The 15,896-nt window shown below is 64.5% G+C and carries 11 protein-coding genes; 4 read left to right on the forward strand and 7 right to left on the reverse strand.

The features are described 5' to 3' along the window. The first annotated feature begins 97 nt into the window (after positions 1-97). Complete coding sequence (locus tag IEQ11_RS12440) at positions 98-1,015, forward strand: thioesterase domain-containing protein (RefSeq protein WP_228464407.1); 918 nt, start codon at positions 98-100, stop codon at positions 1,013-1,015. Positions 1,016-1,134: 119 nt separating this feature from the next. Here the strand turns inward: IEQ11_RS12440 and IEQ11_RS12445 are convergent, their stop codons facing one another. From IEQ11_RS12445 to IEQ11_RS12465, 5 genes are all read right to left on the reverse strand, one after another. Next, the gene (locus IEQ11_RS12445) at positions 1,135-2,097 is read right to left on the reverse strand and encodes a JmjC domain-containing protein (protein ID WP_191820625.1); all 963 of its coding nucleotides are present in this window, start codon (positions 2,095-2,097) and stop codon (positions 1,135-1,137) included. Between the two features lie 378 nt (positions 2,098-2,475). Further along, a complete protein-coding gene (locus tag IEQ11_RS12450; RefSeq protein WP_191820626.1) occupies positions 2,476-5,145 on the reverse strand; it encodes a TonB-dependent receptor in 2,670 nt (889 codons plus the stop codon). Positions 5,146-5,213: 68 nt separating this feature from the next. Continuing rightward, entirely contained in the window at positions 5,214-6,446 is a 1,233-nt protein-coding gene (locus tag IEQ11_RS12455; RefSeq protein WP_191820627.1) for an MFS transporter, read from the reverse strand. Between the two features lie 15 nt (positions 6,447-6,461). Further along, a complete protein-coding gene (locus IEQ11_RS12460; protein ID WP_191820628.1) occupies positions 6,462-7,376 on the reverse strand; it encodes a carbohydrate kinase family protein in 915 nt (304 codons plus the stop codon). Between the two features lie 120 nt (positions 7,377-7,496). Beyond that, the gene (locus IEQ11_RS12465) at positions 7,497-8,753 is read right to left on the reverse strand and encodes an ROK family transcriptional regulator (RefSeq protein ID WP_191820629.1); all 1,257 of its coding nucleotides are present in this window, start codon (positions 8,751-8,753) and stop codon (positions 7,497-7,499) included. Positions 8,754-8,878: 125 nt separating this feature from the next. Here IEQ11_RS12465 and IEQ11_RS12470 point away from each other — a divergent pair, with 125 nt between their 5' ends. Further along, the gene (locus IEQ11_RS12470) at positions 8,879-10,762 is read left to right on the forward strand and encodes a glycoside hydrolase family 9 protein (RefSeq protein WP_191820630.1); all 1,884 of its coding nucleotides are present in this window, start codon (positions 8,879-8,881) and stop codon (positions 10,760-10,762) included. A gap of 155 nt (positions 10,763-10,917) precedes the next feature. On the opposite strand, the gene IEQ11_RS12475 is transcribed toward IEQ11_RS12470, so the two are convergent. Both IEQ11_RS12475 and IEQ11_RS12480 read right to left on the reverse strand, forming a co-directional pair. Further along, positions 10,918-11,250: a DUF3653 domain-containing protein gene (locus IEQ11_RS12475; protein ID WP_191820631.1), complete on the reverse strand. Its 333-nt coding sequence runs from the start codon at positions 11,248-11,250 to the stop codon at positions 10,918-10,920. 706 nt (positions 11,251-11,956) lie between these two features. Then, positions 11,957-12,700, reverse strand: coding sequence for a hypothetical protein (locus IEQ11_RS12480; protein WP_191820632.1), 744 nt, complete (start codon positions 12,698-12,700; stop codon positions 11,957-11,959). A 208-nt stretch (positions 12,701-12,908) separates the two neighbouring features. On the opposite strand from IEQ11_RS12480, the gene IEQ11_RS12485 reads away from it, so the two are divergent. Continuing rightward, a complete protein-coding gene (locus tag IEQ11_RS12485; protein WP_148650372.1) occupies positions 12,909-14,588 on the forward strand; it encodes an ABC transporter ATP-binding protein in 1,680 nt (559 codons plus the stop codon). A gap of 217 nt (positions 14,589-14,805) precedes the next feature. Then, positions 14,806-15,744 (forward strand): TauD/TfdA family dioxygenase, encoded by a 939-nt coding sequence (locus IEQ11_RS12490; RefSeq protein WP_247024824.1) that lies wholly within the window; start codon positions 14,806-14,808, stop codon positions 15,742-15,744. The last annotated feature ends 152 nt before the right edge of the window (positions 15,745-15,896 follow it).

Here is a 15,896-nt window from a genome sequence, read left to right on the forward strand (position 1 = left end):
CGCCGCGCTTGCGGCGGAACCGGCGCCCGCGGAGGAAGATGCGGCCAGCGATCGCCTGCGGGCGGCGTGCGAGGCATGGACACCGCCGGAGCCCGCGATGCTGCCGACGCTGCGCTGCGCGGACGACGAGCCGGATGTCGCGGGCTGGGTCGCCGGCACGTTCGCCGCGCCGCCGCTGCCAAAACCACCGGCGGCGACGCAGTCTATTCCGCTCAAGATCGGTGGTCCGCTGCGCGCGCCGGTGTTCTGCATTCCGGGCGCGGGCGCGAGCATCGTCAGCCTGCTGGACCTGGCTCAGGCGGCGCATCCCCAGGCTAATGTGGTCGGCATGCAGCCGCGCGGGCTGGATGGCATCGAGCCGCCATGCACTTCGGTGGAAACGGCCGCGGCCTCGATCCTGCCGCAGGTGCTGCAGGCGGCGCCGCACGGTCCGATCCGGCTGGTCGGCCATTCCTTCGGCGGATGGATCGCGTTCGCCGTCGCATTGAGACTGCGCGAGCAGGGCAGGACGCTCGCCAGCGTCGACCTGCTCGATTCCAGGCCGCCCACCTCCGACCCCGCCATGGCCGAGTGCGACGAGCTGGACGTGCTGCTGCGCTGGATCGCGCTGGTGCAGCTGTCCACCGATCAGCCGCTGGGCATCGACGCGGCCAGGTTGCGGCCGTTGCCGGCGTCGGCGCGGATGCATCTGGTGCATCGACGCATGGCCGAGGCGGGGCTGATGCCCGCGCGCTCGGATCCCGCATCGATGCTGGGAGCGCTGCGCATGTTCGCCGCCTGCCTGCGCACTCACTATCGGCCCGCGGGCGATTACGACGGTGTGCTTCGCGTGGTTTACATGCCCGACCCCGATCTCGATGCCGCCGGTAACGACGACGAAGCCGAGCGGATGCGCGCGGGCTGGTCGCGGCATGCGCCGCGCGTGCAGTTGATTCGCGGCGGCGGCAACCACATGACCGGCATCCGTGGCCGGCATGCGAACGCATTGGCCGATCGTCTGGGTCTGAGCGCTTGATCCAAAGCGCGCCGCGGGCGGCATCCAGAGCGACAGCGCATCGATGCCGTGGCAGGGCGTGACAGGGATGCGCCAGCGCCCTGCCGCTGGGCAGGGCGCATCGATACCTCAGACCGCGATCAGTACTTCATCTGCGGAGCGATGTCCTTGTACAGGCCACCGCCGTCGATGATGCTCGAAAACTGCTGCGCCATCGCCATCAGGGCGCCGCCGCCGGCCAAACGTTCCAGCGATTCCAGGCGCTCCTTGAATTCGCGCGGCGCCATCGTGGCCAGGTTGTCCGGACTCAGCGCCGAGGTCGGTCGACGCCAGTCCAGGTCGTACAGCGGCGGCGCGTTGTCGAGCATGAAGCGGAACAGGTCGCGCCACGACGGCAGCCGCACCTGCAGGACCAGATGCAGGCTTTCCTCCAGGTTCTGCTCGACCTTGTGCCAATACCCTCGCGGCATGTACATCACCGAACCGGGCAGCATCTCCACCGACCGCCACTGTTCGGGTTCGAGGATCGGCTGGGTCGGGTCCTTGAGCTGAAACGCCATTTCCCGCGACGGCGACGGCGTGGGCATGCCATTGAGGGTGGGCCACTCGACGTAATCGTTGGGCGCCACATGCCACAGCTTGCGGCCGCGGACCTGGACCACGAACACTTCCTGCGAATCCCAATGCCACGGGATGCCCTTGCCGCGCAGCGAGGTGAAGGCATTGACCAGGGTGGTGCCGGGAATCAGGCCGAGCGCGGCATCCAGGGCGCGGTTCCAGCGGCGGATCTCGTCGGTCTTCAGATCGAGGATCTGGATGGTATTGCCCGCATGGAACTGCTCGATGGCGTGGGCCGGGTCGGCATTGAGCTCGATCCTGAAGCGCTCTTCGCGGGTGTAGTTGATATGGATACCGCCGTCGTTGCCGATCGCGCAGAACGACTCGATATCGCGCAGCTCCGGCTGCGCGAGCAGCGCCGCCAGCCCCGGCTTGACCTCATGCGAAATATGCAGCCCCGCCGGCCATGCCGTGGCCTTGAATTCCTGCGCCGACAAAGGGGCGACGAGACCTTCGAACAGGCGCGCGTATTCCGTTGTGCTCATGCTTGCCTCAAGCGGCGTTTGGAAGCCTGGAGGATTGCACGGATGGCGCGGGATCGCCATTTCGAGCCCACGGAACTGGCGGCCGATGGCGCGGAGCGGGCAACGTGGCCGCGCCAGTCGGTAGCCGGTCGGGCTTGATGCGAAGGATGACATTACGCAACGAAAACCGCCGTTGTGGGCGGCTTGCGCAAACCTCATCAGCGAGATGGCTCGACTATTCCGTGCTGCGTTTGCGGGATTGCAGGCCCTTCGTGGGGGAGGGGCTGTCGCTTGAACAGATGGATGGGAAAGAGCGAAGCTGCGGGTGTTCAAGTATTAACTAAGTCCCTCTCCCTGATTCAAGGAGAGGAGAGGGCTTTCCTGGCCGCGACGACAGCATCAATAATCGAAGCGCACGCGCAAACCCACCGTGCGCGGGTCGTTCCAATAGCCGCGAATGAAGCCGCCGGCGTCGTCGGCCCAGTTCTTGGTCATCTTGTCGGTGGCGTTGAGCACGTACAGCTCGGTGCGCCAGAACGACGGCGACTTCAGGCTCAGGCTGGCATCGACCGTCGTATAGGCCTCTTGCGCGTCGGAGACGTGCGCGTTGTCGAGGTTGCGCAGGGTGAAGTACATCTTGTCCTGCCACTTCACGCTGAGCCACGGCACCAGTTCATAGCCATTGCCGAACTTGAAGGTATGCGACACGTTGACGCCGGCGGTGAATTTCGGCGTCATCGGCAGATGGTGACCGGTGATGTCGTAGATCTGGCGGCCGGCCAGCGTCGGGTCGGAGCCTTGGTAAGGCGGAGGGCAGGGCGGGGCGCCGAACTCTTCGCGCACGCCGCAGTTCCATTCGTCGCTGAAGGTGGGGTAATCCTTGATCTTGCTGTCGATGTACGAGAAGAACCCGCCGATCCGGGTGTTCGGCGTGGCCAGGTAATCGACTTCCACTTCGACGCCCGGGATGTTCACCGTGCCGACGTTGACGGTCTGCCACTTCTTGATCACGTCGCAGGTCGGGTCGAAATCCGGGCAGGGCTCCTCGACGTGGACCTTGGCGGCGTAGAAGTCGCCGGTCACCTGCATGTCCTTGTAGCGGCTGTAGAAGGCGGTGACCGACAGGCTCAGGCGCTTGTCCAGCAGCAGGCCCTTGTAGCCGACTTCGAAGTTGGTGACGGTTTCCGGTGCGTATGGGAAGAAGGTGTACTGCGGGCCGGCCGGGCCGTCGATACAGACTTTGCCGCCGCATTTGTCGTCCTTGTCGCCGAAGCCGCCGGCCTTGTAACCGGTCGACAGCGAGGTGAACAGAATCTCGTCGTCGGACAGGTCCTTGGTCAGACCCAGGCGCCAGGTGACCTTGCGCCAGGATTCGGAGTGTTCGTTCTCGGCCGGCGGCCCCCACAGCTTGTAGGCGTCGATGCCGCCGAACGGCCCCATGCGTTCGCTCAGGTCGCGGCCGTTGTGCGGACGAAAGCCCGGCTCACCCGGCGTGCCCGGGTCGTACAGGCCGTTGTAATAGGCCGTCGATTCGGTATCCCAACCGCCGTACACCTGGCCCCCGCGGTCGGTCTTTTTGTCGCGGCTGTAACGCGCGCCGATCGTCGCGGTCCAGGTCGGGGCGAAGCGCCAGTCCGCCTGGGAGAAGATCGCCTTGGCGTCGATCTGGCGATTGGGCTGGTGATAGAACTGGCTGATCGGATAGCCGAACGGCGCGTTGACCAGCAGTTCCTGGGCGTAGTCGATCGAGTTCTTCTCGTGCATCCAGAACAAGCCCGACACCAGCTTCAGGCGTTCGCCCTGATGCTTGAATTGCAGTTCGTGCACGACCGACTTGTACTTCGAATCCAGAGTGATCGAGGTGTTGTCGCGCACCGGCCACACGCCCCAGTCGCCCTCGTGCGGTACTGGCAAGGTCGCGGTCACCTGCGAGGGGATCTCGTGGTAGCCGCCATCGTCGTCGGCGATCTGCGAACGCTTCTGGGTGGCGAAGGCCACGCTGTATTCGAGGCTGTTGCTGTCGCTGAGAAACCAGTTGAGGTTGGAGCGCACGGTGTCGATCGACATGTCGGTCTTGCCGGGCACGTTGATCTTCACATCCCACTTGCCGCCTTGGCAGGCGAAACGGGTGCCGGCCGCTTGCTTGCAGTCCTTCAGCCCGACCTGGCCGGCGCCGGAGTTCTGGAATTTCTCGTAGGCCAGCAGCCACTCGACATTGTCGGTGAAGGCGAAACGCGCGGCGATGCGCGCGGCCCATTCGTCGCGGTTGTAGTAGTACTTGTCGCGCCCGACCTTGACGTTGCGGCGCTGGTCCACGTCCGGGATGCCGTCGGCGATGAAGCCGCGTTCGGGGATATCGACGTCGGTGAAGTCCTGCTGCTGATCGATCCAGCCGTCGCGCTCGACCTTGGTGGCGGAAAAACGCAGGGCGAAGCGATCGTTCACCGCGATGTTCTGGATCAGGTTGAGCTGGCGCAGGTTGTAGCTGCCCACGTCGAGCTCGGCGCTGCCGAAGGTGGAATCGAAACGCGGCTTGGCCGGAATGATGTTGATGCTGCCGCCGGTGGAGTTGCGCCCGAACAGCGTGCCCTGCGGGCCGCGCAACACTTCGACCTGGTCGACGTCGAACATCAGCGCCAGCGCGCCTTGCGGTCGCGGCGAGTACAGGCCGGCCACGTGCAGGCCCACGGCCGGGTCGCCGATCTCGGTGAAGTTGTTGGCGCCGATGCCGCGGATGCTGACCTGCACGCCGGAATCCGGACCCGAGGCGATCTGCACATTGGGCATCGTGCCGGACAGGCCGCGCACGTCGCGGATGCCTTCGCGGGTCAGCGCTTCCTGATTGACGGCGGTGACGGTGACCGGCGTCTTGAGCAGGTCCGATTCGATGCGGGTGGCGGAAACGTGCACGGTTTCCAGGGTGGTTTTGGCTTCGCCAGCGTCGGCCTGCCCGTCCTTGTCGGTCGTACCGGACTGGGCCATGACCGGCGCGGTTGCGCAACTGATCAAGACCGCGGCCACCGCGACGGCGATGCCGGTCGGTCGAACATCGCTGCGATGCTTCTTCATTGATTGGCTCCTGGTTGTACGGCGACTCGGGCCGGCGGACCCGCGCGGTGGCTGGTGCGGTTGCCCGATCAGGGCGAGGCGGGAGTGTTGGATGCAGGTGTGTTTTTCGCGGAATACACGGTCTGGTTGCGTACCAGTGGCCTGGCCCAGGCACTGACGCTGAGGATGTAAAGCAAGGGAATGAAGACCAGCGACAGACCCACGCGCAGGCCCCAGTGGTCGGCGACGACGCCGATCAGCAGCGGCACGATCGCGCCGCCGAGGATGCCGCTGCACAGGATTCCCGAGAACGCGCCGTGGTGCTGAGTGACCGAGTTCAAGCCCAGCGCGAAGATCACCGAGAACATCACCGACAGGAAAAATCCCGCGGCGGGGAAGGCCAATAAGGAAATTTGCGCGGGCCCGAACAGCGCGAGCCCGAGGCAGCCGATCGCCAGGGTCGAAAAAATCGCCAGCACCAGTTTCGAGTCCAGCAGTTTCAGCAAGCCCAACCCGACCAGACAGCCCAGCGACATCAAGCCCCAGAAGCGGCTGACGGCGATGGCGCCTTGCTCGGTGGCCGACATGCCGTGGTAGCTGTGCAGGAACTGCGACATCCAGTTGGCCAGCGACTGCTCGGTGCCGACATAGGCGACGATGCCCAGGAAATACAGGCGCACATCGACGCGTCGCAGCAGGCTGCGATAAGCCTCGCGGCTGCCCGCGCGCTCGTCGTCCTTCAATTCCACCGCCGGCAGCGGCAGCTTGTAGTTGAGCAGCGCCAGCAGCACGAAGGCGGCGCTGAAGAACCAGTAGAACGTCAGCCATGCCAGCGGCTGTCCTTCGATGCCCGGGCGCTGCATGTAATACCGGAAAGCCAGCGGGCTGAGAAACGACGCCAGGCCGAACACCAACTGCGCCATCACCGAGAAGAAAGCGAAATGCTCCTCACCGGCGGCCACGCGCATCAACGGGTTGATCACCACCTGCAGTAGCGCCATCCCCAAGCCGATGACGAACAGCCCGGCCACGACCGAGACGTAACCGGGCATCACCGCGATGGCCAAGGCGCCGATGAAATTCAGCGCGAACGCGGTAAACAAAGTGAAGCGGGTGCCGCGCACTTCGATCAGGATGCCGCCCGGGATCGAGATCAGACCGTAGGCCAGAAAGAACGAGAACGGCATGAACCCGGCCATGGTCAGGCTGAGCTTGAAATCCTCGATGGCGATGGGCATCAGCGGCCCGATCAGATTGGTGATGAAGGAGATCGCGAACCAGATCAGGAGGATGTAGCTGACGATCATCGGCCTGTGCTTCATGGTCGTGCCTCCGGGTCAGGATTGCGGCTGCAGGCAATGAGCGAGTTCGCCGGCGGCGATGCGCTTGCGCGGGAAGCGCGGCAGGATCGCGGTGGCGGTGCGGCAACCGGCGGCGAGCGCGTCGCGCAGGCTGGCCTGGTTGAGGCGCGCGGCGAGATAGCCGGTGTTGAAGCTGTCGCCCGCGCCCACGGTGTCGAAGATGTCCGATACCGCCTGCGTGGCGTAGCGGATGCTGCGGCCGTCGACATGACCCAGCGCGCCGGCCGCGCCCAGCTTGACGATCAGATGGGCGCCGGGCTTGAGCAGTCGCGCGACGCGCTGCACGGCTGGCTCCAGGTCCTCGTGCTCGTCGTGGCTGTTGGCGATGCTTTTCGCCTCCAACTCGTTGACCAGCAGATGGTCGCAATGGGCCAGCCAGCCTTCGACTTCCTCGTGCACCCGCGGCGTCCAGCCTTCCGGTGGCCAGCCGGTATCCAGCGCGACCTGATAGCCCTTGCTCGAGGCCTGCGCCAGCAGTTGGCTGAAATCTTCGCGCAGGCCCGGCAGCAGGAACGGGGCGGTGAACAACGCGACGCTGCCCGGCGATGCCTGCGGCAGATGCTTGAGCACGAAGTCCGGGGTCAGATGCTGCAGATGCCCGTAACTGGTGAAGAAGGTGCGCTCGCCGTCGGCATGCAGCAGTCCGACCGACATCGTGGTGTCGCTGGCGCAGGTCTGCAGTTCGACCCGAATGCCCGCCAGTTGCAGCAGCAGCCACTGCGCCAGGTCGTCGTTGCCGATCGCGCCGATCAGATGCGGGCTCAGGCCGAGATGGCGGGCGGCGAGGGCGGAGTTGGCCGCCGAACCGCCGGCACGCAGCTCGCTGCGAGGCAGCAGCTGTTCGGTGCCGATCTTGGGCCAGCCGTCCAGCGTGCCCAGGACCAGGTCCACGCTGACATCTCCGACGATGCTGAATTGGGGTGTGCCGAGTTGAGGCTGATCGAGCTTCATGGGGCGACTATAGTCACCCCGATTCCGCCTCGTCAATAAAAATATCCAGTGGAAGTTTAATTAAATGCGGCGTCCGCCGGCGAACGGACGGTGACCCAGCAGCTCGGCCGCCTGGAGTTCGGCTAGGTCGTCTTTCTGCAGACCTTCCAGGCGCGGCGAGAGCAGCTCGTGGATCGGCAGCACCGCCGCGCCCAGCAGCAGGCAGTCTTCCTCGCGCTGGGAAATCATCACCCGCGGCAGTTCCGGGGCAGGGCGGCCGCGTACCGAGCGGTGCCACGGCTGGGCCAGGTCGACCAGGCGCTGCACCAGTTTCTGCGGCGCCGAGCCGCCGATGACGACGGTCTGCGGGTCGAGCAGGTTCTCGATCATGCAGACGGCGTCGCGCAGTCGCTGGGACGCCTGCTGGCACCACTGCTGCAGGGCTTGATCCTCGGCGTCGTCCAGGCGGTCGAGCAGGTCCGGGGTATGGATCTGCGCATCGTCCAGGCCCAGCGCCTCGGCCAGCGAGTGCAGCGACAGGTAGCGCTCCAGGCAGCCCTGGTTGCCGCAATAACACGGCGTGCCGCCCGGGACGACCGGTACGTGGCCGATCTCGGTGGCGTTGCCGTCGGCGCCGCGGTAGTTGTTGCGGCCGACGATCAGCGAGCCGCCCAGGCCCATGCTCAGGTGCAGATAGAAGAAGGTGTCCAGGTGCCGGGCGACCCCGTACAAGGTCTCGCCCAGCGCGCCGGCCACGCTGTCGACGCTGTGGAACAGGGGCAGGCCGGTGGCTTCCTGCAACTGGTCGAGGATGGACAGGTCCTTCCAGCCTTCCAGCGCGGTGGGCCCGACGAAACTCAGTTCGGTGTCGCCGAGCGGGCCGGGCAGGGCCACGCCGATGCCCCATAGCCGGGCGTTGGCCTGCCGGCGCAACTTGGCCACCAGTTCCAGCAGACCGGCCAGCAGCTGCGGGCGATCGCAGCCCTGCAACTGCACCTCGCAGCGGGCATCGATCTGGCCGACCAGGTTGACCAGCGCGCCCGAGGCGCGGCCCGGTTCCAGGCTGATGCCGATCGACTGGCCGGCGTCGGGATTGATCTCGAAGGCGATCGGCGGCTGGCCGCGGGTTTTCAGGTCCTTTTGCCGGCGCGAGACGATCAGGCCAATGGATTCGAGCTCATTGGTGATGTTGGCGACCGTCTGCGGGCTGAGCGAGACCTTTTCCTGGATGTCCTTGCGCGAGGCCGCGCCGTGCTGGCGGATGAAATCCAGCACGAGTCGGCGGTTGTAGGGGGCGCTGGATTGCTGGGTGGCGCCGCGGCCACTGTTCATAGGCATTGAAACCGGTTGAGCGTAGGGGGAGAGGCGACGCCGTATTATTAATACATCCGTGTGAAGTATTTATTGACGGCGGCCGGCTACATGGCTAAGTTTCGATGCCTAGTCTATCCGGAACCGTGCCGATGACCCCTTTGCCGCATTCGCGCAAGACTGGACTTCAGCTGCTGGCCGCGCTGGCGATGGCGTTGTCCAGCCTGCCGCAGATGGCCGTCGCCGCGTCGACCGACGAGTCGGCGACGAAGCCGAAGACGACCGTGTCGGTGAGCCTGCCCAAACAACCGTTGCTGGTGCAGATCAACCAGGTGGCGCTGGAGCGGCAGGGGCCGAAGCGGGCCGTCGTCGAATACGCGGGCAAGGCCGGGCAGGGCGGCTACACCGTGCTGCGCGATGGCAAGCCGATCAAGCACGGCGATCTGCGGCCGCTGCCTCCGTTTGCCGAGTGGGCGCCGGGCAAGCGGTATTTCAGTGTCGACTTCTCCGATGTCGAACAGGCGGGCCAGTATCAAGTTGAAGTGCAGATCGGCAAGCAGCGGGCGCTGTCGGCTCCCGTGACCGTGCGCGACAACGCGGTCTTCGCCACCACCGGCGCGCAGCTGCTGGGCTACTTCAAGCGCAGCCGCCACACCGACGAGGCCGATCGCGACGTGCCGATCTTCCAGACCTCGCGCAAGGCGAACGTCTGGGGCGGCTGGCAGGACGCCGGCGGCGACAAGGGCAAGTACCTGTCGCACCTGGGCTACGCCAATTATTTCAATCCGCAGCAGGCCTCGATGGCGGCCTGGGTGCTCGCCTATGGCGCGCACGCGCGCAAAGCCTTGTTCACCGCCCACGGCCTGCAGACGCAGGTCGAGGACGAAGCGTTCTGGGGCGCGGACTATCTGCATCGCACGCTCGATGCAGAAGGCTATTTCTACACCACGGTGTTCGACCAGTGGGGCACGCCCGGCGCCGAGCGCATGGTCACCGGTTATGAAGGCGCGGCCGGAACGTATACGACGCTGTATCGCTCGGCATTCCGCGCCGGTGGCGGCATGGCCATCGCCGCGCTCGCGCGCGCCTCGATGCTGGCCAGGCAATCGGGCCGCCATGGCGAATTCGACGGCGCGCAATATCTGGCCGATGCCGAGCGCGGCTACGCGCATCTGCGCAAGTTCAACGCGCAGTACGGCGCCGATGGCAAGGAAAACATCATCGACGACTACACCGCGCTGATGGCGCTGGTAGAACTGCATAACGCCAGCGGCCAGTCGCGTTACCTCGACGACGCGCGCGAACGCGCGGCCAGCCTGATCGCGCGGCAACAGGCCGACGGCGGTTTCATCAGCGACGGCGGCAGCCGCCCGTACTACCACGCGGCCGAGGCGGGCTTGCCCGTGATCAGCCTCTCGGCGTATGTCGATATCGAACCGGAGCAGGGGCGTCGTCAACGTTCGCTCGACGCCATCGGCCTGGCGCTGGGACACGAACTTAGCATCACCAACGCGGTCGCTAACCCGTACGGCTATGCGCGCCAGCGTTTTCAGCTGACGCAGGACGGCAAGGCCGCGGGCGAAGTGCTGGAAGGCTTCTTCATTCCGCATCGCAACGAAACCGGCTACTGGTGGCAGGGCGAAAGCGCCCGCCTGGCCTCGCTCAGCGCGGCCATGGTCATCGGCGGCCGCAAGCTGGCGGATCACGGCGCCGCCGGTTACGGCCTGTCCGCCGATCGCGCCGGTTACGCGCAAAACCAGCTCGACTGGACCCTGGGCCGCAACCCGTACGGCATCTGCATGCTCTACGGTTTCGGCAAGAAGAACCCGCCGACCGTGCTGGAAAGCGCCGGCGAAATGTTCGTGGGCGGCATCTCCAACGGCATCACCGGCGCGGTGGGCAGCGACACCGGCGCCGGCATCAGCTTCGCGCCTGGCCCGGATTCCGAGCAGTGGCGCTGGGTGGAGCAATGGATTCCCCACACGACCTGGATGCTGTTTGCGGTTATGGCGATGACGGCGGACGAAGCTCGGTGAGTTGTCTGCGGCGTTGAAAGCAGGATTGGCGTGGGCGCGGTCGAAAGGCGGCTGCAAAGAAACCGTGCATGGAAGATCGTCGGCGAGGCTAGGGCGCGCGTACGCGGCTCGACAAACTAGATCCAGGGTTGGGATATCTGCGGCAGACAACTGGGTCAACCGGCCGCAAGGCCGTTGACCCTGAGCTCAGCCAGCTCAATCACGACCACCTTGATCTGTTGTCGATTCTTGGCGGCCTTTGCCGCGGCATTGCGGCTGCGGACTTGAAACAAGCGCGCTTCGTTGTGCTGGCGCCATGCCAGACCCAGCAGGCGTTCCGGCGTCAGCCGCAAGCCGCTGGGCGATACCAGATCGCGGCCGCGAAAACGCCAGCCTTGCCAAGGGCCGGTAAGGTCCACGTGGTTGTAGACCACACGTTCGTGCAACGCGGCGGCGCAGTCGTTTGGGCACAGTTGGCCATCGGGCCAGCAAGGGGGACGATTGATCATGGTAGCTCCTGTGTAAGTGGGTAAGCCTGGGGAGATGCTGGGGAAACGCATCAGCTAAGGCATGCTGCTCTCATATCTATAACTTCGCATAATGTATATTATGTTATTGACAAGAAGTGCTGGCGGGGCTGGTCTTGCTTGGTGTTCCAGCTGTTTCGATGCGCCGAGCAACTCGCCCGGACTGGCTTCGGATTTATGCGACTACGTATCCGGCGCGCCCGGGTCGGCGTCGGGACTGCCGCGTTCCAGGCGGTTCGTGGATTAGTGCTGGCCTGGCCGGCGATCGCCGCTGGTCACTTTGCAAGCCGCCTAGACGCGATCCTGTTGGACGCGTTCACGCCGTTCCGCCCAGATCGTCGCTGTGCTTTGCTGGCTGCCGCACGGCCGGCTTCGGTAGCTGGTCGACTTACCGTCGCTGACGCTCTTTGTTCGTTCAGCGCCGGCCGCCATCAACGCGAACAGCAATGAAGGTGCGATCCATGCATTCATGGAGCCATGCGCCCAGTCCTGTTGAGCAAGAATGCGAGAACGCTCCTACGGCAATCCGTTCGCCAGGTATCTGCGTCTCTGCCCTACTCTCTTGTCAGGCCGGTCGCTAACAGACCGGACATTTTCGTCAACGCATCGCCGGCGGATACGCGTTATCGGGCAGGTCGGTAAGACGGCCGATCGTGCACCTCGGAAATGGTATTCATCCGCGGCGTTATTAAGTGCGTTTAAGTGCGCTGGTATTTCCAGCTGGAAAGATCGGCAAGATACGGCGACGTTGTTTGAAGACCGGGAAAATAGTTCGGCAGGAATCGTGAGCACTGGCTGTCGTTGGATTTCGTTTGTTCCCGCTATCGAAACTATTGAAAGTCGTGCGCAACTTATCTCTGAATCTTTCCGTTGCATCCATAACTGGAGCAAGTCCGTAAGCGTGACGCGCGACCGCAACCTCATGTGGGCACTGCCACGGACCGCATTCGCACGACGGCCCAACCTGCAGAAGCGATCCAGTGCCGATTTTTTCTGCGACTGAAGCAGCAGCACGCAGATGGCGAAGGCCTGGCGATCGAAACGCGCCAATCCGGACTTCACCGTCAGTCGCGCTCATTGCGACGGCATTCGAGGCTATCGCCGCGAGCCGGATGATCCGCGTCGAATCCACGATCTCGCCGTGCTCGTCAAGGCCGCGCCGCGTGTCGGCTGTGGCGTCTGGCGACAACCGAGCTCGCAACGACAGACCGTCTGGACACTGAATGACATCGATCGTCATTGATAGCGAGGAACTTTCCAGCATCGTCGTTGTCGCCGTCGCGATGTTTCGCTGCGACTGTGACGCGCGCGATGGTTGCGATGATATGCGCTTCTCATCGGCATGCATCGTTTCGTGCGAAAACTGCGATTGACACGTTTCGATCGTCTTCGTCATCGCGACGTCGTGATTCTTGTCATGGATGTTACGCATCTATTTCACTCATGCTTCCGGAAATTGATTAAGCACAGCATTTACCGCAATACGTGCATCGCAACACACTCGATACTGCGCGGCCTTGCTACCGTTCGCCCCGTTCCGCGACCAAGGGTGGCCAGTGAGCGAAACGCAGAAAAATCGAAACCATTTATGGCAACTCATTCGTCGCGGCCGTCCTTCCGTCGCGGCGTTTTCCGTCGCCGTGCTCGCGGCCTTGGGTTCGGTCGCCGGTTCGCTCTGGTTTCCGATCCAGACCAAACATCTGATCGATCAGTTCAACGGCGGCGGCATCGATCTGCGCCAAGTCGCGCTGGTGGCCGCGGTATTGACGGGCGGCGCGGCCGCGGGCGCGCTTTCGGCGTACATGCTCGCGCGCGTGGGCTATCAAGTCGTGGCGGCGCTGCGCGTGGCGCTGGTCGAAAAGCTGTTGCGGCTGCCGGTGGCCTCGTTCGACAGCGAAAGCAGCGGCGAGCGCGTCAGTCGCGTGGTGCGCGATTGCGAAGCTATTTCCGAACTGATCACCAAGCAGACCATCAATCTGGTCACCGGCGTGCTGCTGCTCGGCGGGTCGGTCGTGGTTCTGCTGCTGCTCGACGTGCCGCTGACGCTCACCCTGCTCGGCTCGGTCGTCGCCGCGTTCGTGGTGATGATCCCGATCGCATTCCTGCTCGACGGCCTGTCGCGCCGCACCCAGGATCGCGTCGCGCGCATGAGCGGAATTCTCACCCATATTTTCCAGGAGATCCGCCTGGTCAAGGCGTTCACCGCCGAGGCGCATGAGCGCCGGCGCAGCGTCGAGGAGATCGAAGACCTCAAGCGCCTGGGCTTGAAGACGGCGCGCATCAGCGTGGTGCTGGAGCCGTTGATGGGCCTGGCGATGACGCTTGCGATCATCATCATCCTGGTTTACGGCGCCGCGCGCGTGGCCGCCGGCGAGATCAGCATCGGTACGCTCACCGCCTTCATTCTCTACATCTTCAACGTCGTCAATCCGCTGGGGCAGCTGACCAACTTCACCGCCGAACTGCAGAAGGCCAAGGGCGCCTCGGTGCGCATCGCGGGGATCTTCGCCGAAGCCGAGGAAGCGTCCACGCCGCAGCCCGCGTCGCGCAAGCCCGGCGGCGTTCTCGAATTCCGCAACGTGTCCTTCGCTTACGGCGGCCGCGACAGAATCGTGCTCAACGGCATCGACCTGCGCTTCGAACCGGGCACGACCACCGCGCTGGTCGGCGCCAGCGGCAGCGGCAAGACCACGGTCCTGTCGCTGATCGAACGCTTCTACGAGCCCAGCGAGGGCGAGATTCTCTACCACGGCCGCCCCATCGGCGACTATCCGTTGCCCGAATGGCGCGGCGGCATCGGCTATGTCGCGCAGAGCGCGCCGGTCATGCCCGGCACCGTGCGCGAGAACATCGTTTACGGCCTGTCCGGCACTTTCTCCGACGCCGATGTACGTTCCGCGGCCGAGCGCGCCGGCGCGCTGGATTTCATCGATCACATGCCGCAGGGCCTGGATACCGTGCTGATCGAACAGGGCAACAACCTGTCCGGCGGGCAGCGCCAGCGCATCGCCATCGCACGCATGTTCCTGCGCGATCCGGACATCCTGATTCTCGACGAGGCCACCTCCAACCTCGACAGCGAGACCGAGCACCAGGTCAAGCTGGCGCTGGAAAAACTGATGCAGGACCGCACCAACATCATCGTCGCCCATCGCTTGTCCACGGTGATGCATGCCGACCGCATCTGTTTCCTCGATAACGGCCGGATTTCCGGCACGGGCAACCATGCCGAGTTGATCGCCAGTCATCCTTATTACGCGCGCCTGGTGCAGCGCCAGTTCCAGCAACCGCTCGAGGTCGAATCGCTGGAAGCCGGTTGAGTTCCGCCTGGGTTTCGCGATCCGCCATGTTCCGCCTGTTCGCCGATCACATGACTTATTCCGAATCCCGCTCGCTGTGCTCCCCGCGACTGGAGATGGACGCCGCACAGCAATCCGAACCGGACGCGCGCCTGTACCGGCGCAGTGTCCCAGCGCCCCTTTTCACCCCATTCCCTGCAGGCATATGGAAATGAAGAAAAAGCGATTGGACAGCGACGTGCCCGCCCCGCTTCTGGTCGCGCCCACGCACGCGAATCCCGATCTGTCCGCGGTTCTGGCCGAGCATGCGGTCGAGATCAAGGATGAGCTGCTCGAGCACGGCGCGCTGCTGTTCCGCGGTTTCGCGGTCGACAGCGTGGAGAAGTTCAGCGCGGTGGCGGACCAGGTCGGTAACGCCAGACTCAACTACACCTATCGCTCGACACCGCGCACCTCATTGGGTGCTGGCGTGTTCACGGCGACGGAATTCCCGCAAACGCAGGAAATTCCTCTGCATTGCGAAAACGCCTATCAGCGCGATTGGCCGATGCTCGTCGCGTTCTGTTGCCTGCAGCCGGCGAGCGTCGGCGGCGCCACGCCGATCGCGTCCATGCGCAGCGCTACTCAGGCGATCGGCGGCGCGGTGATGGACGAATTCGAACAGCGTCGGGTCAAGTACGTGCGCCATTACCGACCGTACGTCGATCTGCCCTGGGAAACGGTGTTCCAGACCAGCGACAAGCAAGAAGTGGCGCGATTTTGCGACAACGCCGGGATCGAGCACGAATGGCTCGATGAGGAAACCCTGCGCACCGGACAGATCTGCCAGGGCGTGGCCACGCATCCGGTCACCGGAGAAAAACTGTTCTTCAATCAGGCGCACCTGTTTCATGTCTCGTCGTTGGGCGCGGACACCGCGCAATCGATGATCGACATGTTCGGCGCCGATCGTTTGCCGCGGCAGTCGTTCTTCGGCGATGGCGCCGAACTCGCCCCGGACGTATTGCAGGCCGTGCGTCAAGGCCTGAACCAGCAGGCTTACGACGTGGCCTGGGAACAAGGCGACGTGCTGCTGCTGGACAACATGCAGTTCGCGCATGGCCGGCGCACCTTCAGCGGCCCGCGAAAAATCGCCGTCACCCTCAGCAATCCCTATTCCAGCCATCTGCCTGGCTAGCCGCTAACCGCCAGTCAGGCAGCGCGGACGCACACCGGCCCATGCCTGGGCCGAGCATGCGCCGTGCGGCGACCGCGCACGACCGTGTTCGACGCTTGCCAGCCCTTGCCGGCGCAAATCATCGCGGTGTCGCGCTTCAACCGGATGCAGTC

It is taken from the genome of Lysobacter capsici (assembly GCF_014779555.2).
GTDB classification, from domain to species: Bacteria; Pseudomonadota; Gammaproteobacteria; order Xanthomonadales; family Xanthomonadaceae; genus Lysobacter; species Lysobacter capsici.

Coding starts and splice junctions, on each gene's coding strand:
- IEQ11_RS12480 (WP_191820632.1), bottom strand. CDS start 12,700: ATGCGTAACATCCATGACAAGAATCACGACGTCGCGATGACGAAGACG.
- IEQ11_RS12465 (WP_191820629.1), bottom strand. CDS start 8,753: ATGCCTATGAACAGTGGCCGCGGCGCCACCCAGCAATCCAGCGCCCCC.
- IEQ11_RS12470 (WP_191820630.1), top strand. CDS start 8,879: ATGACCCCTTTGCCGCATTCGCGCAAGACTGGACTTCAGCTGCTGGCC.
- IEQ11_RS12450 (WP_191820626.1), bottom strand. CDS start 5,145: ATGAAGAAGCATCGCAGCGATGTTCGACCGACCGGCATCGCCGTCGCG.
- IEQ11_RS12445 (WP_191820625.1), bottom strand. CDS start 2,097: ATGAGCACAACGGAATACGCGCGCCTGTTCGAAGGTCTCGTCGCCCCT.
- IEQ11_RS12455 (WP_191820627.1), bottom strand. CDS start 6,446: ATGAAGCACAGGCCGATGATCGTCAGCTACATCCTCCTGATCTGGTTC.
- IEQ11_RS12440 (WP_228464407.1), top strand. CDS start 98: ATGCTGCCGACGCTGCGCTGCGCGGACGACGAGCCGGATGTCGCGGGC.
- IEQ11_RS12475 (WP_191820631.1), bottom strand. CDS start 11,250: ATGATCAATCGTCCCCCTTGCTGGCCCGATGGCCAACTGTGCCCAAAC.